General features: G+C 42.0%; 22 protein-coding genes. 7 read left to right on the top strand and 15 right to left on the bottom strand.

The genetic code is table 11. From position 1 onward, the window contains the following. Positions 1–119 precede the first annotated feature (119 nt). The 7 genes from G5B00_RS04145 to G5B00_RS04115 all read right to left on the bottom strand — a co-directional run bounded on the left by G5B00_RS04145 (position 120) and on the right by G5B00_RS04115 (position 4758). Positions 120–410, bottom strand: coding sequence for a TfoX/Sxy family protein (locus tag G5B00_RS04145; protein WP_163871972.1), 291 nt, complete (start codon positions 408–410; stop codon positions 120–122). Positions 411–412: 2 nt separating this feature from the next. Further along, complete coding sequence (locus tag G5B00_RS04140) at positions 413–889, bottom strand: VOC family protein (protein ID WP_240894374.1); 477 nt, start codon at positions 887–889, stop codon at positions 413–415. Between the two features lie 69 nt (positions 890–958). Then, the gene (locus G5B00_RS04135) at positions 959–1774 is read right to left on the bottom strand and encodes a helix-turn-helix domain-containing protein (RefSeq protein ID WP_163871971.1); all 816 of its coding nucleotides are present in this window, start codon (positions 1772–1774) and stop codon (positions 959–961) included. A 207-nt stretch (positions 1775–1981) separates the two neighbouring features. After that, on the bottom strand, positions 1982–2611 hold the full coding sequence (locus G5B00_RS04130; RefSeq protein WP_163871970.1) for a DinB family protein: 630 nt from the start codon (positions 2609–2611) through the stop codon (positions 1982–1984). A gap of 67 nt (positions 2612–2678) precedes the next feature. Next, entirely contained in the window at positions 2679–3371 is a 693-nt protein-coding gene (locus G5B00_RS04125) for a helix-turn-helix transcriptional regulator (RefSeq protein WP_163871969.1), read from the bottom strand. A 184-nt stretch (positions 3372–3555) separates the two neighbouring features. Continuing rightward, entirely contained in the window at positions 3556–4137 is a 582-nt protein-coding gene (gene def, locus G5B00_RS04120; protein ID WP_163871968.1) for a peptide deformylase, read from the bottom strand. Between the two features lie 54 nt (positions 4138–4191). Continuing rightward, a complete protein-coding gene (locus G5B00_RS04115; RefSeq protein WP_163871967.1) occupies positions 4192–4758 on the bottom strand; it encodes a Crp/Fnr family transcriptional regulator in 567 nt (188 codons plus the stop codon). A gap of 381 nt (positions 4759–5139) precedes the next feature. Between G5B00_RS04115 and G5B00_RS04110 the strand changes: the two genes are divergently transcribed. Then, positions 5140–5919: a phytanoyl-CoA dioxygenase gene (locus G5B00_RS04110; protein WP_163871966.1), complete on the top strand. Its 780-nt coding sequence runs from the start codon at positions 5140–5142 to the stop codon at positions 5917–5919. A 185-nt stretch (positions 5920–6104) separates the two neighbouring features. On the opposite strand, the gene G5B00_RS04105 is transcribed toward G5B00_RS04110, so the two are convergent. From G5B00_RS04105 to tet(X), 6 genes are all read right to left on the bottom strand, one after another. Then, entirely contained in the window at positions 6105–6530 is a 426-nt protein-coding gene (locus G5B00_RS04105; protein ID WP_116876870.1) for a hypothetical protein, read from the bottom strand. Between the two features lie 5 nt (positions 6531–6535). Beyond that, positions 6536–7168: a hypothetical protein gene (locus G5B00_RS04100; protein ID WP_140936949.1), complete on the bottom strand. Its 633-nt coding sequence runs from the start codon at positions 7166–7168 to the stop codon at positions 6536–6538. A gap of 87 nt (positions 7169–7255) precedes the next feature. Continuing rightward, positions 7256–7837 carry a Crp/Fnr family transcriptional regulator gene (locus tag G5B00_RS04095; RefSeq protein ID WP_116876868.1) on the bottom strand — a complete coding sequence of 194 codons (582 nt, stop codon included), beginning with the start codon at positions 7835–7837 and terminating at the stop codon, positions 7256–7258. 232 nt (positions 7838–8069) lie between these two features. After that, positions 8070–8852: a lincosamide nucleotidyltransferase Lnu(H) gene (lnu(H), locus tag G5B00_RS04090; RefSeq protein ID WP_163871965.1), complete on the bottom strand. Its 783-nt coding sequence runs from the start codon at positions 8850–8852 to the stop codon at positions 8070–8072. A 301-nt stretch (positions 8853–9153) separates the two neighbouring features. After that, a complete protein-coding gene (locus tag G5B00_RS04085) occupies positions 9154–10215 on the bottom strand; it encodes a linear amide C-N hydrolase (RefSeq protein ID WP_163871964.1) in 1062 nt (353 codons plus the stop codon). Between the two features lie 203 nt (positions 10216–10418). Continuing rightward, positions 10419–11585, bottom strand: a complete 1167-nt coding sequence (tet(X), locus tag G5B00_RS04080) for a tetracycline-inactivating monooxygenase Tet(X) (RefSeq protein ID WP_163871963.1) — start codon at positions 11583–11585, stop codon at positions 10419–10421. 190 nt (positions 11586–11775) lie between these two features. On the opposite strand from tet(X), the gene G5B00_RS04075 reads away from it, so the two are divergent. From G5B00_RS04075 to G5B00_RS04050, 6 genes are all read left to right on the top strand, one after another. Further along, positions 11776–12849, top strand: coding sequence for a tyrosine-type recombinase/integrase (locus G5B00_RS04075; RefSeq protein WP_163871962.1), 1074 nt, complete (start codon positions 11776–11778; stop codon positions 12847–12849). A gap of 23 nt (positions 12850–12872) precedes the next feature. After that, a complete protein-coding gene (locus tag G5B00_RS04070) occupies positions 12873–13622 on the top strand; it encodes a hypothetical protein (protein WP_013663619.1) in 750 nt (249 codons plus the stop codon). 404 nt (positions 13623–14026) lie between these two features. Continuing rightward, positions 14027–14302 (top strand): helix-turn-helix domain-containing protein, encoded by a 276-nt coding sequence (locus G5B00_RS04065; protein WP_013663620.1) that lies wholly within the window; start codon positions 14027–14029, stop codon positions 14300–14302. Between the two features lie 4 nt (positions 14303–14306). Next, positions 14307–14618 carry a hypothetical protein gene (locus G5B00_RS04060; RefSeq protein WP_240894373.1) on the top strand — a complete coding sequence of 104 codons (312 nt, stop codon included), beginning with the start codon at positions 14307–14309 and terminating at the stop codon, positions 14616–14618. Between the two features lie 40 nt (positions 14619–14658). Continuing rightward, on the top strand, positions 14659–15165 hold the full coding sequence (locus G5B00_RS04055; protein WP_410510761.1) for a BfmA/BtgA family mobilization protein: 507 nt from the start codon (positions 14659–14661) through the stop codon (positions 15163–15165). 9 nt (positions 15166–15174) lie between these two features. After that, positions 15175–16161 carry a DUF5712 family protein gene (locus tag G5B00_RS04050; RefSeq protein WP_163871959.1) on the top strand — a complete coding sequence of 329 codons (987 nt, stop codon included), beginning with the start codon at positions 15175–15177 and terminating at the stop codon, positions 16159–16161. A gap of 245 nt (positions 16162–16406) precedes the next feature. Here the strand turns inward: G5B00_RS04050 and G5B00_RS04045 are convergent, their stop codons facing one another. Together G5B00_RS04045 and G5B00_RS04040 are read right to left on the bottom strand one after the other, a co-directional pair. Next, positions 16407–17279 (bottom strand): Rpn family recombination-promoting nuclease/putative transposase, encoded by an 873-nt coding sequence (locus G5B00_RS04045; protein WP_163871958.1) that lies wholly within the window; start codon positions 17277–17279, stop codon positions 16407–16409. Between the two features lie 80 nt (positions 17280–17359). Then, positions 17360–18577: a site-specific integrase gene (locus G5B00_RS04040; RefSeq protein WP_163871957.1), complete on the bottom strand. Its 1218-nt coding sequence runs from the start codon at positions 18575–18577 to the stop codon at positions 17360–17362. Between the last annotated feature and the right edge of the window lie 232 nt (positions 18578–18809).

The raw sequence follows: 18809 nt of genomic DNA, 5'->3' as shown, positions 1-18809 counted from the left end.
GTTTCGGGCTTGGCGAAGGTGGCGATTTATACCACTAAATTTCATACGAGGCACCAAAGTTCAAATTTAGCAAAAACTGTCATACGAAGCACCGAACCGCCACTTTTGCCAAACCCGTGTTAGGCGTATGTGCTTCTTTTCTTGTCAACCTGTTTACACAGTTCTGTTTTTAGTTGTGTTGGCAAGTCGTCCCAATGTAGGTCAAGCAAAGCACCTTGTAGTGAATACAAATAATAACAAACTGGAAATGTTTTGTCGGGATTTTGTTTGCAGATACTTTGATATGCTTTTACTGGTGTCATTTCAGCAAGGTCTGCAAGTGAGAAAACGCCTATTTCATTTAGGCGTTTCTCAATAGTTTCACCAATATTTTTTGCACCTTTTAAATTGTTTGAAAGTTGCGTTTTCATAGCTATTTGTCTTGTGGTGGTGAATATTTTACAATGTCAATGCCAATGCCATTAGGGTCTTCAATGGCGAAATGCCTGTCACCCCAAGGTTCGTTTCGAATGTCAATTTTTATGGGTACACCTTTCTTTTTAAGGTCGTTGTAGATACTGTCCACATCATCTACTTCAATTGTAAGATACATTCCTTGTCCCAAAAAAGGTTTGTGAAAGAAAGGTTGCTGACTTGGGTGGTTGGGAAGCAAAAAACTAATTTCTGCTTCGTGGTTTGGGGTATGTAATAAGAGGTAAAACTCATTTTCAAATGTTACCCCGAAACCTAAAATGTTGGTATAAAAATCTTTGCTTTCTGCCAACTTTGTTGTGAGAACTCCTGCGTTTAATTTCATCTTGTTTTGATTTTTAATTGTTGAACTTGATTGTGAAAAAGCATTTGCCGTTAAGCAAGCTACTGTTAGAATTGTGAGTATTCGTTTCATCATTCTTTGTTTTGATTTACGATACAAAATTCTATCAAATCACAGTTCAAACATTGTATAAAACGGACATAATCATCTGCCAAACGCCTTGCTTGGTGTTACGCCATAAAAATTCTTGAATTCTTTGATAAAATGGGCTTGGTCGTAATAGCCTACATCAAAAAACAATTTGTTTTGTCGCAAACTTTGAGATGAAGGCTTAGCACGAAGAATATTTTGAAAACGAACCACTTTTGCAAAAGTCTTAGCTGTATCACCAATGTAAAACTCAAAAAGTCTGCGAAGTTGTCTTTGACTTATACCTGTGTTTAAGTCCTGTTCAATATTTAAAACCCCAAACTCTTGAAGTATCTTTTCAATAGCATTGTAAAGTCTGCTGTCGTTGTCGAAAGTTGTGTTTTCAATAAGATTGATAAAATAACTGTCAAATGTTTTTTGTATTTGTCCTGGCGTTAATTGATTATGAAAATTGTCGGCAATGAAAGTTGAAACTTTGGGCACTACGTTACATAATTGTTCAAAACGATTACTCAATTCAGAAGCATTAATTCTGAAAAGTTGCGGAAACATTGTCGGCAAGAAACGAACACCTATGTAATGAAATGAGTTATCAAGCGGGAACTCAGTGAACTTTTTACAAAATCCCATTACAAAATTGTCCTTGGGATTATTGAGTTCAAAAAAGATGTCAATACAACCGTCTGCAACTACACGATAAATGAATGGCTCAGAAAGTGTCTCGGTCGTTTTAAGTTCCCAGTAACAATAAATATAGTTTTGCAGTCTTATGTCGGGCAGAAATTCTGAATAGGCTACATTGTCAGCCGATTGTTTAACTGTCGGTTGAATTGGTTTGTAAAGTTGTCGTATGTCTGCCGATGTTTTCAATATTTACGGTGTCTTTTAGCATTACGCCTAACGGTCAAGTATAAGCGTAGTGCGGGATTTCGGAGACATTTTATGTCCGCCCACCGCAAAGTTTCTTAAGAGCAATAATGCTCAATTTTAGTCGTTCAGCCCGCATTACGCTTATACAATGTTGGCGGGGCTGCAATGCCCTTGCTTACTCGACCGCCTGTTAGCGGGTCGTTGTTGTTACCATTCTTGTGGTGGATTTTGGTCTGCCCGCCAAGGAAATCCTGTTATTCCTTTTGCTTTTAAACGTTCAATAATTTGTGCCGTGTGATGTTGAATATGGCGTATGTTGTTGATGTGAAGTTCCAATCGGGAATAAGGATACCATTCAAACCCTGAATTGTCATTAAGCGGAAGTGCTTCAATAGAAGAAAGTAGATTGCTCTCTATATTATCTATAAAAGAAATCAACTCTTCTTTTGTATGAAAGCCTTCAATCTTTGTTCCTTCTTCAGGATTTTCCCAATCTTGATTTCCACCGAGACTTTCAGCTCCTTCAATGGCATTGTCAAAAGGAACATAACTTTCGGGGTTAGCTCCTAAATAAAATTTTGTCCCCCATAAAACGTGATAGGCAATTTGCCAATTCGGGTTGTTGTATTCTTCGGTGCTCCATTGTTCTTCGGGTACTTTTTCCAATGCCTGACGAAGCATACCAAGACTTGCTTTATATTGTGAAGCAAGAATGTCTGTAATTGTTTTGTTGTCCATTTTACTTTCTGATTTTGTCGGTTGATTACTACTGTTATTGCAGGCTGTGCAGAAAACTGTTAGCACCACGATAGCCCCTTGAATAAGTGTTTTCTTCATTTTTTACTTTCTTGTCTGCAAAAGTAAAACAGAATTATGACAGCCCTATGTCAGGGGTAGGGAAAGATTAGTGATATTTTTCAAAATATTCTTGCAGGGTCAATTTGTGAGGTTCAAACTTTTCTGAAAAGACAGTTAGTTTGTTAATCCTGTCAAGGCGAAAAAACCGAAATGTATTACGTAAACGACACCAAGCTATAAGCAGCCATTTTTCCTGTGTGCTTAATAAAGCAAAAGGTTCAATTATTCTATCTGTTACGTTATTGGCTTCGTCTGTGTAGGTTATTGCTGTTTGACAAAAATTAGTCAGGGCAAATTGTATAGATAATAAATGATTGCTTGTCCTTTCGTCTGTTTCGTTTTGGGAAAAATAAACACGTTCGGCAAGTAGATTGACCTTGTTCTTTATGCTGTTTTTTAATATGGCTTTGATTTTGATAATAGCTTCTGAATAGGCTTTGATAAATGAAGTGTCTTTGTTTTTTAACACAATTTGTTCTGCCGTAATCAAAGCATTGGCTTCGTTTTCTGTGAACGTAACGGGTGGAAGCCGATAGTGTTCCATTAATGTATAACCTTTTCCATCTTCCGTTACAATCGGAACACCTGCTTGTTCTAATGTTCTGATGTCCCTGTAAATGGTACGAATACTTACGTTGAATTTGTCAGCAAGTGATTTTGCTGTCAAAAGTCGTTTGGCTTGCAACTGTGTTAGAATTGCCGTCAGTCTTGAAAGTCGCTTTGTATCGTTGTCATTCATTATTCCGTTTTTGTCTGGTACGGTCGTCCGTTACAATGCCCGCTAACGTCCGGCGGCTTTGCGTTCGGGCGGGATTTTTACCACCGAGCGTGAGCCGAAGCCGATACTTCAAAATTAGTAAAAAACTTTCAATCGAAGCCGTTTACCCCGCCTGACGCAAAACCGTTTGTTGCAGGCTGGCATATTATACGAATTTCATTGCGTATCTCGTTTGAACTTTCCCTTTAACAATTTTCTTGAGTTTAGATTCAATTAATTTCTTTGTAAGTGGTTTCAAATAGTCAAGAAATAGAATTCCTTCCGTGTGGTCATATTCGTGTTGTATCATTCGTGCTGTTGTTCCACTAAAAGTTTTTGTTTGTGGTTCAAAGTTCTTATTCACATATTGAATTGTTATCTCCCAACTTCTTTTTACTGTTTGAAATAGGCCAGGAATACTTAAACAACCTTCTTCATCTTCCCAAAAGTCGTTGGAACGCTTAATAATGGTCGCATTGATAAAAGTTTCTATTATACCCTTATCATCGTTGTCAAAATAAATTTTCCTATTCTGTTTGTCAAGTTGTTCAAATGTTGTTTTACTATCAACAATGAACAATCTTTTACTTATTCCAGTCTGTGGGGCTGCTAATCCACAACCGTTGGCATTCCTCATTGTTTCCCACATTTCGTCAATTAGCACACTGAGATTGGGGAAATTTGGTTCAATGTTTTCACATTTCTGTTTTAAAATGCTATGCCCGTAGGCTAAAATCGGATGTTTCATTCTCTTTTTTGGGCAAAGTTCAAAAGAAGAAACATAAAAAACAATGAACCTATGTTAAGTAATTTGTCTGCGTATCCTGCTCAATCCTTGTGGCGTTACTCCTATATAGGAAGCAACATATTTTAATGGAATGAATTTTAAAATATTGGGCTGCTCTTTGAATAATTTTAAATATCGTTCTTTTGCGTTATATTTTAGTAGCGATATTTCACGCCTACTTTTTGCCAAAAACAATTTTTCGGATGCAAAACGTCCTAAATAGTTTCCAACTTTTGTTTGCGCATAAACCCTTTGTAAATCTTCGTATGATATTTGCCAAATAACGGTTTCAGCTAATGCTTGTAACTCATATTCAGACGGTGTTTGGGTTAAGAAAGAGTCATAAGCACAAGTAAATTCTTTGTCAAAACTGAAATTAAACGTTAGTTCATTTTCGTCATTAGGAATATAAAACCTAACAATTCCTGTTTCGACAAACGAAAGATATTTTTCCGTTTCACCTTGTTCTGTGATTATTTGATTTTTAGTATAGACTTTTCTGTTAAAATGAGAGGCAATAAAATTCCACTCTGATTCTTTCAGTTTCACTATTCTTTCATAATATTCTTTTATGTGTCCCATTTTACGAGGGTTTTGTAATGCTTGCCTGCAACGGTCAAGTATAAGCCTAGTGCGGGTTTCGGAGCGATTCACTGTCCGCCCACACTAAACTTTTGATAGATTGCAAAATACTCAATTTTAGCCAATCAGCCCGCATTATGCTTATACAATGTTATGTGCATACCCTTTTCGTTTTGTTCGTTTAGAGATTTTTTTTAATTTTGTCGCTATGAGAATGACCGTAATGCTATAATATTCCTTTCAAGCTTAGTTCTTAAGCAATGCGCTTTATTTATACAAAGCGTCCCTTTCTATTATTCATTCATTTTATTAATAATCTTAAAACCAAGTCCACTGGTCGATAGGATTTGTTGCTGTGGTTGGTTTTTTAACAAAAAAATTATGTCAGATATACTAAGTAAAAAGGAAATAGAGCATTTTATTTATAACGGTTTTGTTCGTCTTGATAATTCATTTTCCAAGGAAATCGCAGATTCTGCTTTAGAAATTCTTTGGAATGACCTTCCTTGTGACAGGTCAAATCCTTCAACCTGGATTGAGCCTGTAATTCGTTTGGGAATGTACACAAATGATCCTTTTGTTAATTCCGTAAATACTCCAAAGTTATATAACGCTTTTAATCAGTTAATAGGTAAAGACAAATGGATTCCTTGTCGGAATGTAGGAACGTTTCCTGTCAGATTTCCATCTGGTCAGCAGCCTAATGATACTGGTAAACACGTAGATGCAAGCTTTCCGGGAAATGACCCGAATAATTTTTTCGAATGGCGTGTCAATGTCAAATCAAAAGGACGAGCATTATTAATGTTGATTTTGTATTCAGATGTAAGCGAAAATGATGCTCCAACAATCATTTATGAAGGTTCTCATATTGATGTTGCAAGATTATTATCTAAAGAAGGAGATTTAGGTCTTTCTTTTATGGAACTTGCAGGCAAGTTGGACGAGTTGCCAAAAAGAAAAGAAGTGTATGCAACTGGTAAAGCGGGTACTGTTTACCTATGTCATCCGTTTTTGGTTCATTCAGCTCAACCACATAAGGGAAGTACGCCTAAATTTATGGCACAACCACCGTTGTTGTTAAGGAGCGAATTGTCTATTTCAGATTCTGATATCGGCTATTCTCCCGTAGAAATGGCTATTCGTTTAGGAATAGATTAATCATAAAGAGGTCACATTGAAGGAGGTTGTTTTTAGCAGCCTCTTTCTTTTAGGGTTGCACATAACGGGTTGCGGCTTGGCGCAGGCGGGGATTTTTACCACAAAACTTGCTACGAAGCCGAAAGCTCAAATTTACGAAAAACTGTCATACGAAGCCCTAAACCCCCGCTTGTGCCAAACCGCTGTTATGGGCTGCCTTTCTTCTGTCGGATTAGTCCAATTCCCAATGTCAAAAGTCCAAAAGTCAGTATTGCAATACCAACATACAAAATGAAAATTAGTCCTGTCGGTTCGGTAATTTGTCTGCCGATAGCTGCCGCAAAGAAGCCTAAGCTAATTGTAATGGCTGAAATCGGGAATGAAAGTCGGGCAAACCATTTCCAACGATTGGACAAAGAAGCGTGGTCTGCGAAGAGTTGAGCAACTAACGCAAGAATGACCAAAACACCTGCGTGGGCGTGTCCTGCACGGAACATTGATTTTTGGAAGTCCGTTAATTGCAAATGTTCCTGTTGTCCGCTTAAAACGGTGAGCAAAAAATACCCACCGTAAATGATTGTCGGAACGGAAAGCAAAATGTAACCGCTTATTTTTCTTGCTTCGTTTGTCATAGCTGTTAGTGTTTAAAGGTTGTTGGTGCTTTGTCCAATTTACTTTTAATAAAAATCAAAGCGGTTTCTTCGTTCTTCATGAACGGAATTTCTTTGCCGTCTTTCTCTTTGATGAGTTCAACAGTTTCGGTCAGCACACCTTCTTCGTAGTTGTAGTTTTGCGTAATTCTAAACTTGTTATACGGCATAAACTTACTTGCATTTGGAACATACATTATCAAAACGGATTTACGAAATTCTGCGTCTGTTGTTCCCGTTCCGTTGCCAAGCGATGAATTGATAGTTGCTTGCACTTTTCCGTCAATCAGATTTTGGTAAGCAACTTCAAAATACATTGTCTGGTCTCTGTTACCCGCTTTGCCGTCATAGTCGGGGTGAATACGGTGCAATGATTTAACGGATTTCCAATGATTGTCATAACGTTTTTGAACAACGTCAAATTGGTAATCATAACTTTCTGCTCGCAACCATTGTCCGTTTTCGTATCGGTATGCTTTGCTGACACCGTTCCAAATAATTGTGTAGGTGTCGTCCAACTCAACGGAACGGTTAAGCGGAACTGTTACTTGTTTTGAAGTGCTGCAACTCGCTAAAATCATAAAAGCTATTGCAGTAGCGGAAAAAATCACCTTTTTCATTCTGAATTTTTTTTAGTGAAACATTAAATTTTACACTGCAAAAGTCTCAAAGGTGAATGAAGAAGAAATTGACAAATGTTACAATCGCTACTTGTAAGCAATTTTTTTCCGTAGTCGGCTCAAGCTTTCCCGTTCAAGACCTAAGTAGGAAGCAATATGATATAACGGTATTCTGTCAAGAATGTGAGGTTGGTTTTCAAGTAAGTCAAGGTAACGTTGCTCTCCGTCTAAAAACAAAAAGCTCTCAACACGTTGGGTTGTCAGCTTGTAAGATTGTTCGGCTATCATTCTGCCAAAGCGTTCCCAATTTTGCGATTGGTTGTAGGCATTTTGTAAAGCGGATAAATTGAATGTTACAATTTCAGCGTCTTCCAATGCCTGAATGAAGTAGCGGCTGGGTTTACTTTGTAAAAAGCTGTCATAGTCCGTTACAAATTCATTTTCAAATGCAAAATGCGTGTTGATTTCCTTTCCGTCTGCAAGGTAATAAGTTCTGAAACAGCCTTGATTGATAAAGCCGATTTCGTGACAAATTTTTCCTTCGGTCAAAAAGTAGTCTTTCGCTTTAAGTTGTTTTGTCTTTAAAAAGGGTTCAAAAAGCGAACAGTCCTTTTCTGTCAGAAAGGAAACTTGTGTCAGCCAATTTTTAAATATTTTAAAGTCGCTCATTGTCCTGTGTTCGTTGGTCTGTGGGGGTGTCGTCTAAGGTTGCCCATAACGTTTCGAGGCTTTGCGAAGGAGCGGATTAGAAAGACCAAACTTTCAATTTAGCATACACGTAAGCAAAACCATTTTTTCTATATGCTAATTTACATTTTAAAAGCAAATAAAAAATGGTTTTGCGGATTAAATACACTAACCTTGAATTAACCACTTAACCCGCTCTTTTGCAAAACCTTTGTTAGCGGTAGTTTTTTCTTATTTCGTGTAGGATTTCTTTCAGTTTGGGTTCAATATTTAGTTCATCAAATAGTTTTTCCGATAAATTTAATGAGTTCTCAAAAGCCAAAACGATGTTTTTGGGATTTAAATCTGATGTTACTTTTTTATACGCTGAATACCAAATCGTGTCAATGTCCTTTTCGAGACTTTTAGTCGGACTTTCCCAATGTTGCGTTTTGCTTGTTCTTGCTCTTATAAGCCAAAGCAAGTATTTCTGCACATTTGATAAACTGTGATGAGCGTGAGCAAATTCTTCTCGTTTAATCAAGTTGCTTGTTGTCAGTACAACATTCAGTAATGATTGACTTAACCACAAAATATTTTCATTTGTTATTCTTTCGGGCGATTTCGTTTTGATTTGATTAAGCGTTTTCGTTAAAAGTCCATCTTTGTCGATTAGATTCATCTGGTCAAAATCGCTAAATGCAACAATTCCGTCCCAGGATTTGATGATTTCAATTTCCTCTGTTTTTAAGAAGTGAAATTCACCTCTTACCATATTCTCGAAAATAGCCACTTCGCTTCCGTATTCGTTTGTAAAATATAAAGCCACGGGATGAATTTGATTTACCCATTTTTCCGCTGAGAAGTTTTCTTTACTTTTTAAGAAGATATAAAATTCGATGTCAGAATATTTGTCTCCTTCGTTTTTTGTAAATGAACCATACATAAAAACAGCGGAAACATTTTCATCTTGTTGAGCTATAGATTTTGTTTTGTTAATCATTTGTAACTGTGTCATTTTTTCTAATTTTTAAAAGTTGATAATAGAAGTTCTCACTACTTTTTGTAAGCAATGAAAAAGTTTTACTATGTTTATTTTGGACAGTTACTTATAGCTTCATCGGATTAGATTTTTTTATGTTCAACATTCTGTTTGGTAAAATTACCGCTAACGTTGGGGGTATTGCCGAAGGCGGGGATTTTCAGCACAAAGTTTCAATCGAAGAACGAAAGTTGAACCTTGCACAAACGTCCAATGGAAGCTGTTCACCCCGCTTTTGGCAATACCTGGTTAGCTGCTCGTACAGTTAATCCCATTGTTAAATTCCTTGAAACACAAATGGTTTTGTAACAATAAATTTATCGGATGTTTCACCGGCATAAACTTGTTGTTTGTCCAAAGAGAGTTTTTTTACCTTTCCTGTTGATTGGCTGAAGTCCAAATTTTTAAAATCTACCCATACCGCATTGGGACTGAGTGCATCTTCAAAATAGTAAACCATATTCTTTTGGTCGGCGACTATTCGCCATCTGGTTGTCGATAAATTAGGAAACCCTTCGGTCGAAATTCCATAAGGGACAGAACAATTTCTTATTACGCTGAATACACTTGCTACGGCAACCCGAGTATTGTCGGTTTGTGGAATTGCATCGATATAATAAGATGCACGTACAAACCTATCGGCAGCCCTATTGGTGCCCGGAAGGAAAATTTTGCCGGGTATTTCTTTCCAATATTCATTTATGGCCAATTGTTCCTCAAAGATTGGGTCATTGGTCATTACCGTATAGGAAGGGTCGTGATGAATCACCAATTTTCCGTTGACGTATTCAAGGATTGCATTGTCTCCTGTTGGGTCGGACAATGAGAGGTGGATAGTCGTATATTTATCTGTTCCGGGTATAAAGTCCGTAACCACTACAAATTCTTCTTTTCTGAATTGTTCAACCGCTTCTTTCACAGTAGCGAAATTATCCAAAGCGTATTGCGCCCATAGCGATACTGCAAGCCCTTTCGTATTTCCATCTTTTTCAAATGGTGGGTACTTTGAATTGTTCAACCATAACATATTCGCATTCAGTCCTTTCTCGTTCATCCCGTCAGAAACAGCAATATCCCACGAACTGACAACAATGCTTCCGTATTTGGAAGTCCACTTAACTGTGTTTGCTCCGGTTTGTCCCTCTCGTTTTATGCCACGCGGGAATTGCCATAAATTTGCAGGTATCTCCATTGAAAAGTCCATACTTCGACCAGTAACAATAGTGCCGTTTGGGCCTTTATATACAACTCTGGTACAGGCTTCTGCCTTGGTTGAAGTGGTCAGCATCACTATTGCAATGATAGCAGGTAACGCGTTTTTTAAAAAGAATTGTTTCATATCTTCCTTGTTTTAGTTATGGTTGTTTTTTTCTTGGTGTTATCATTGTATGGCAGCTAACGGTTGGCAAATTGGCGATGGAGCCGACTTTTAGCACAAATGTTGAATAGAATTACTAATCTTCAACATTGCACAAAAGTTCAATAGAAGTACTTCACCGGCTCTATTGCCAATTTGTTTGTTATGTGCCGTTTTATTCCATTTTATACATTTAACAATTGCTGAAACGTAAAGTCGGGTTTAAACATTTCAATTTCGTTTTGAGTTGATTCTTCTTGTGCTTCTCTTCCATAAGCAAACATTTGCTGTTCATAATTTTCAATAGCCTCTTCAATGCTGTTAAATTTCCCATTGGTCAGATTATCCGACAATATCAAGGCATCCATCAACCCACTGTTTACGCCTTGTCCTGCAAAAGGAGGCATCAAATGAGCAGCATCTCCAATCATCGTTATGGGTAATGGACGCTTACTTTTCCAAGACTTATCTAAGGGAAATATTCGTGTCGCTAACCCTACAAAAGATGATGTCAAACGAATCAGTTCTTTGTAGCGTTCGTCCCAATCGGAAAATTTTTTCAGGAGAAAATCAACGACACTATTTCTGTCTTGAAAATCTACCCGCGTTTTGCTTTTCCATTCATCAGGTGTTTTAAAACTTATTCCAAAATGCAATGCACCATTATTATTAGGATTCGCAAATAATAAATTACCTTGATGAGCAGCCATTAGCCGGTTTCCATTGCAAAGCTGAAAAAATCCAGGACAGTTCACCTCCGGTTGATGAATATCGGCTTGTATATTGAAAGTACCTGTTTCTTCAACTTCCGTGTCGGTAACAAATTTTCTTACTTTAGACATTCCACCATTGGCAATAATAACCAGATCTGCTGTTTCACTCGATTTATCCTCAAAAGTTAGTATCCACTTCTCCTTATCAGGTTCAAGGGTAATAAGTTTTCTATCCCAAATGACGGTATCATTTTGTAAACTATTTAATAGGATAGTCCTTAAGTCATTTCTGTTTATTTCAGGATTGTCAAAACGATTTTCGGGTCTTACATTTTTTGTGGATAAAATATTGCCTTTTTCATCAGCAATATTTACACCCATTGGTAAGGCTAAGTCATAATAAGTTTGTAACAATCCCGCTTTTTTCATTGCTTCCTGACCTGAACCTTTGTGTAGGTCAAGGGTTCCACCAAAAATCCTTGCATCTTGGTCTTTGTCTCTCTCGTAAACTGAAACGTCTATGCCGTTTTGCTGTAATAATTTTGCCATAGTCAGTCCAACGGGTCCACCACCAATTATTGCAACGTTCTTATCACTAAGTAAATTCATTTGTTTGTCTGTATCTATTCGCATTGTCATTCAAAAATGGCACATAACTCCCAAATATACGCAATAATCTTCTGCATACAAAGATGTCAAATTCTTTTCTATTTGTTCTTGTAAATGGTTGTTTTTAAGTGTCTTGCTTTAACCTTATCAGATTCTATCTATTGCGCATTTTGCATAACTTTCTTAGATTTGCTTTGGTAGATAATACAAAATACGCAGTATGGAAGTTGTTGATTTTTCTGGTTTTGATTTTCGGGAAGGTAGACATAAGGATGCCGCAGTCATTTGGATAGATTTCAAATACGACCGAGCAAAGATTGATTTGGTCAAATCGCTGAAAGGTAGATGGAGCAGGTCTGAAAAGTGCTGGTATGTACCGGACACCCCCCATTTCCGGACACTGTTTGGGATGGAAATCCCACCGGTTGGCAAAGGGGTGTTGTCCAAATTGTCACCCGTAAATGCTCGGGAGTTGCAACGCATGAAAGAGGTATTGCAGATGAAAGCCTACAGCCCGTTGACCATAAAGACATACATGGTAGAATTTGCACAACTACTGTATATTTTGAAAGATGTGCCCGTTGATTCGCTCGGCTACGACCGTCTCCGTGCTTACATCCTTTATTGCATCAATACATTGAAAATTTCGGAAAGCCAGCTGCAAAGCAGACTCAACGCCATCAAATTCTATTTTGAACAGGTGCTCCATAAACCGGATTTCTTTGCCGAAATCCCACGGCCGAAGAAGCCGTCCACCTTGCCAAAGGTGTTGAGCCAAAAGGAAGTAAAACGGATATTCGACACGGTACGAAACCAGAAGCATTTGCTGATGTTGCAACTGTGCTACGGAATGGGACTGCGAGTAAGTGAGGTTGTCAATCTGAAAGTGAGTGACATCGACAGTGGACGAATGCAGGTACTCATCGAAGCGGGCAAAGGAAAGAAAGACCGGTATGTACCGCTACCTACCGCAGTGCTGGATTTGCTACGGGAGTATTATAAAGCGTATCGCCCTAAGACTTATCTTTTTGAAGGTCAGTACGGAGGGCGGTATTCCGTCCGCAGTGTCCAAGCTGTGTTCAAGAATGCGATGAAGGCCGCAAAGGTAAACAGGCCGATAGGGATACACGGTTTGCGGCATAGTTACGCCACGCATTTACTGGAATACGGCACGGACATGTTATTCATACAGCAGCTACTTGGTCACAATGACATCAAGACCACGATGCTTTATGCAAAAGTCGGCAATGCGCAACTGAATGCAATCAAAAGTCCGTTGGACAGGATGTTGTAGCTATAAATTTAAGGATTATCACGATGGGACTAAATTACTTCAAAAGCAGAAAGCGCTTCGATTTTTCCCCACATCCGTTTGATGTAGGCAACATACTTGGTTTGAAGAGGGGGTATGGCAACAACCATTTTTTGCTCAAAATATATGGGTTGGACAAAACCGAATTTGAGAACTATTACACCTACCACCTGAATTATTTCCTGTCCAAGGGGCAGGGAGCCGAAAAGGAGTTCCTTTCCTATGTGTGGTACATCGTGCAGAAACGGATTGAACATTTCGAGCGGAAAGACCCGTTCTCATCCGAGCACCCCCGACATCAGTCAAACATCGGGAAACTTACCGAATTCCAGCAATACCTCGACACACGCGATAAATGGAACATTAGGCCAAACGATGTGCTGCTGAAAGAAAAAGACGAAAAGATAGCCGAACTTCAAGCCCGTATACAGGATTTGGAAGAACAGTTGAAAGCGCATACGAAATATGGGGTTGCACAGAAAGTGTATGTTGAGGACGGCTACCTGCCCACGCTAATCGACCTCATCCAGCAAGTGCGCGAAGTGGGATTGCCCAATGGGAGGTCGCTGCTCAAAAGCGACCACCACAGTCCGTATTACAAATTGGTAGCGAAATACTTCAACCACGGCGGCAAGGAAATCCCATTGGATACCGCTCGCAACTATTTCGTGGGCAAGGGTGAAGCCCCGATAAAGGGTTCGCAGGTTCCCGAAGACAGGAAGCTGTTCCGTATCGTTCCCGCAAACCAAGCCTGACCCCGACCCGTTCAATCCCCGAACATGACCAAGCCGCTCCGGTTGGTCATCCATATCCCTGTCATATCCCCCAACTTTGTCCCAACGGAGCGGGTGCCGCACGATGGAAACACCGGATATCACCCTGTCTGGTAGCAGAGCCAAACCGTGCGGTTCGCACGTTCCACCAAATTGCCATTTCCCGATGGGAATGGAGCAAGCGGAAGTTGGGCATAGCTCTACTTGCTTGCCCCCACGCTATCGCCATGGGGGTTTCGGGTATCCTCCGGGGATACCCCAATACGCTGGGATAGCACCAGCGCAAGGTTCCGGTATACTTGGCGGTATACCGTGCGCTATGTAAACGGCGTGAATGAATATCCCGCTATCGGGATATATGGATAGGGAAACATAATGATAGGGATATGGAAATAGACATTGTCACACGGGAAGACCTCCGGCAGTTCAAGCGGGAAATGCTGGAGGAGTTAAAGCAAATCATCGGAAACAGGGAAAAAGACAATCTTGGCAGGGAGTGGCTGAAAAGTGCCGAGGTGCGCAGGCTACTTGGCATATCGCCTGGAACGTTGCAGAACCTCCGTGCGGGCGGCACGTTGCCGTACCGCAAGTTGGGCGGCAGCATGTACTACCGCAGGGAGGACATCAGGAAAATGATGGAGGGAGGTAACGGCAATGGGTGAACGGATGGAATTGCCCAAGCACGCGTTCAGCGCGTTCTTCGAGCGGATTGGCGATGACGGGCGTTTGCTGCCCACGCACATCGGATTGGTGGCGGCATTGTTCTACCACCACGATTGCGGCAACCCGCACGGCCATTTCCACGCCAGCCGCAGGAAGCTGATGCGCTTCTCGCGGATACGCTCCATCGCCACCTACCACAAGTGCCTGTCGGAACTGGTGGCCTACGGCTATGTGGAGTACCGCCCCTCGTGGCATCCGGCCAAGGGCAGCAGGTTCAGGTTTGTTATCCGCACGGAGGGAGGGGTAAGTGGTTAGGATTGATGAGAATAAGAAATCCGTCCGTTTCCCCGAAGCGGTGGACGAACGGCTCACGTTGCTTGCGCGGAAACTTGGCCGCACCAAGCGGGAACTGTTCATGCAGATGGTGGATTATTTCTACAAGAGCAAGAAAGACCCCGCCGACCTGAACGATGAGGTGCTGAAAAAGGAGTTATCGAACGGTATCAACCGCATCCTTTCGTTCATCCGCAAACAGGAGGGTGACATGCTGGTGCCGATGTACTCGGCTATGGAGGAACTGATGGCCATTGCCAAAACACAAAGCCCACTTTTAAAAAACATCGGCAAAGGGCAGTCGGAGGCAACCATCATGGGCAGGGAAACCATCGGCTACCTGAAACTGGTGGACGGTACGCTGAAAAAGATACTTGGCAACATGCGGGAAAAGGAAACATTGAAGTCCAGGTTCCGGCAGGTACTGGATTACTACATTACCCAAAGGGAAGCCCTCGGCTGGCCTGTATCGGCCGCCAAAAAGGAGGAACTGGCCAAGCATGCAAGGCAATCACTGGATAATCTGTAACATAGGATTATGTATATCAACATCACCAAATCGGAAACGGGCGACAACAAGGGCAGCAGCGGTGCGCTGGTGCATTACCTCGAAAAGGAAAACCGGATGAAGCCCGAAAACGGGATGGAAAATAAGCCGGAGCGTTGGTTCAACGGAACGGACAGTGACATCAAACCCCACAAGGTGCGGATGGGCATCGACCGCAACGTGGCGAAGCTGGGCAGGGAAGACAGTAAGTTTTTCCTCATCAACATCAGCCCCAGCGGGAAGGAACTGACGCATCTCGTATCGCAATACGGCGAGGACGGGGCAAGGGAAAAACTAAAGGAATTTGCCATGAGTGTAATGGACGAATACGCCCGTAACTTCAAACGCCCCGGCATAGACAGCCACCGGGATTTGCTTTGGTTCGGCAAGCTGGAAAATTACCGCTATTACAGCCACAACGACAGGGAGGTAAAGAGCGGGCAAAAGCGGAAAGGCGAACGCAAGGAGGGGCGGCAGATGCACGTCCAGATAATCGTGAGCCGCAAGGACATCACCAATAAAATCAAGCTAAGCCCGCAGAATACGTCACGTGGCAAAAACAAAGCCCATTCGCAGAAGCTGGGGCAGTTCGACCGCACGGCGTTCAAGCAGTCGGGCGAAACCCTATTCGATGAACTGTTCGATTTTGAGCGAAACCTGAAAGACAGCCTGCAATATGCCAATATGATGAAGAACGGTACGGCACAGCAAAAGGCACAGATGCACACGCTCACGGAATTGACGGAGCGGCATCCGCAGGGTCAGCCGTTGGCAATGGAGCTGGCACACGATGTTGCCCAAGGCATGTTCGAAAGCGTGGGCGATATGCTGACCACCACGGGCAGTATGGCTGCCGACCTGTGGGAATTACTGATGGCTCCGGTGGAGGGAGCGGGTGAGCAGCAAAGCCCCATCGAGGAGGAGGAGAAGCGGCGCAAACGGAAAAAGAAAGCGCAGTCACGGGGTATCAGGCGGTGAGTTTACCGATGGGTGAAAACATCCGGCCTTTGCACCGCCCGGCCAAAATTACCCACGGCGTGGGAAAGGTCAAGGGTATATAAACGCCCCCTCCCGCAGGCCTTTGCCCTCCGGCGCCCTTGACCCGATTCCCCCGCCTTGCGTTCGGTGGCCTAAGCGGTGAAAATGCCTTGGTGCGTGCAAGGGGGGTACAAAAAAAGCCATCCGTTTCGGGGATGGCTTGCGCTATAATAGTGAGAATTTCATCAAAGCTTCTCGATTTCCGCTATAGACAACTTGGTGAATTTGGCAATCTGCTCAACGGGAATGCCGTCCTTTTTCATTTCGCGGGCGATTTCCATTTTTTCTTCTTGTTTGGCTTCCTTTGCGGCCTCATTTACTGCATAGTCCAACACAGCTTTGTTGTCCCATTTGCGTTTCAGACTTGTATCGTACATGGTCTTTTCCTCCTTTGTCAGATTGCTGTATTCAGCAATATTAAACAGTTTTTCAAAAATCGGTTTGCGCAGATATACCGGAATCTTATCCATGCTACTCATGTTCTTCAAAACATAGAGCCATTTGTCAAGGTCGGTATCCAGTTCCGCTTCCGTTTTTACAAATTTAATCAATTCAATGAATATATACCCCAGCCCCTCGTAAAAAACTTTACCTGTCTCCCTGTTACTTAGGCAAATATCATGCAGAAACTCTTGCTCATTACCCGCATCCAAGGAAAAATCTTCCAAGAGCGCGATGAGATACACTTCTTTCACATTATACGCCCATTCGGAACGCTTTCCCTTTGGAGCCTGTTCGGTAATCAAGCGGCTGGTGTAGAAAATTGCACGTTGCTTGAAGTTCCCCTGTTTTCCCCTTTGTACTTCGATGATGAATTGCTCCCCATCGTTTCCGGTACAGGTAAGGTCGAAGATGGCACCGCCCTCGTTTACCGTTTCGCCGGGATGCTCGTTTTTGTTGTATACCAAATCCACGATGTGTTTCCGCCCACGGAACACGCCATTGAGGAAGTCAATCAGTAAGTCCTTGTTCGGCTCGCTTCCAAAGAGCTTTTTAAATGCGAAATCGGTTAAAGGGTCAATATAAGTGCCTATTGTTGGCTTTGTTGTTTTGGCCATGATTCAAATATAATGTATTTTGGTTTTATGCACTGTTCTTATTTCAGTTTGGGAACTTAAAAGCCCCCAACGGATATGGATTAAATTCCCGCCAATTTACATCGCAGAGCCTGCATATCGCTACCGATCCGCGTGTCCAGCAGCTTGGCATAGTGCTGAGTGGTCTTGATATTGCTATGCCCCAGCATCTTTGAAACCGTTTCGATGGGCACGTTGTTGGCCAGTGTCACCGTGGTGGCGAATGTGTGCCGAGCCATGTGGAACGTCAGTGTTTTGGTGATGCCGCACAGGTCGGCAATTTCCTTTAGGTAGCTGTTCATCTTTTGGTTGCTCAACACCGGAAGCACCAGCCCCTTTGCCACGCATGGGGGATAGTCCGCATAGCGCCCGATGATTTCCAAGGCTTGCGGCAGGAGGGGGATATTGGAAGAAGTTTCCGTTTTCTCCCGATTGGTCAACACCCACAGCCTACCGTCTATGCCCTTTGCAATGTCCGTCTTTTGCAGCTTCCGCACATCGGCGTATGACAGCCCCGTATAGCAGCAGAACACGAAGATATCACGCACGTGCGCAAGCCTTGGTATGCTGAATTCCCTAATGGTTATCCTATCCAATTCATCCGGTGTTAGGAACTCCTTTTCCCTCGGCTTGGCTTTTGTTTTGTAGAACACAAAGGGGTTTTCCGTAATCCATCGGTGTGCAAGACACTGGTTTATGATTTTACGCAGGTGCTTCATGTACTTGGCTGCCGATACCGCACTGCACCCCATGTCAGAGCGCAGGAAAAACTCATAACCTGTGATGAACGCATGGTCGATGTGCCGGATCTCGATGTCCGTTTCGCCGTGGCATTTCAATAGGTATGCGGTGAGATGACCTATGGAGGTGTTGTAGCCTTTGAGCGTGTTGGGTTTGAAGCCATTGCCAAGCAATGCTTCCATCTTCCGGTTGTGTTCCATGAATGTTTCCATCAGGTGCCGTCGTTGCACGCCTTTGCCAAGGAATTTCAGTTTCAGCGATTCGGCGGTGATTTCCGCGCCGTCTTTCACGAGTTGCAGGTGGGCATTAGCCACCTTTCGCTCCAGCATGTCGAGGTAGGCGTTCAGGCCACGGATGTCCTCTTTGGTGCCCTTGGCACGGTTGGCCTTGGCGTTCCACCGCAAGGGGTCGCATTCACGGCCGGTGGACACTTCCTTGGGTTCACCGGCCACGGTGATACGCATGTAGATGGGTTTGGCACCACCCGCATAGTTTTTCGGCTTCTTCAAGTAGAAGAGCAAGGAATAATTTGTACTCATGATAATACATCATTTAAGTGAAACAAAATTAGCCTTGCAGCCTATGGTAGTCAAGATGTTCAATAGTTGAACACGTTGTTTTACAATTCGTTACAACGTTTTCAGTGAGTAAAGGTATGCGAGGAATTGACTCACTGAATTACTCACTGTTTTTATGCGAATAATTGAATGAATCAGGATGCTGTAAAATACAAAAAGCCCGCAAACGTTTAATTTGCAGGCTTTTGTATGT

The organism is Parapedobacter sp. SGR-10, from assembly GCF_011030405.1.
GTDB lineage: Bacteria > Bacteroidota > Bacteroidia > Sphingobacteriales > Sphingobacteriaceae > Sphingobacterium.
Note: the sequence above shows the minus strand (reverse complement) of the source record. Positions and strands in the feature narration are given on the sequence as shown.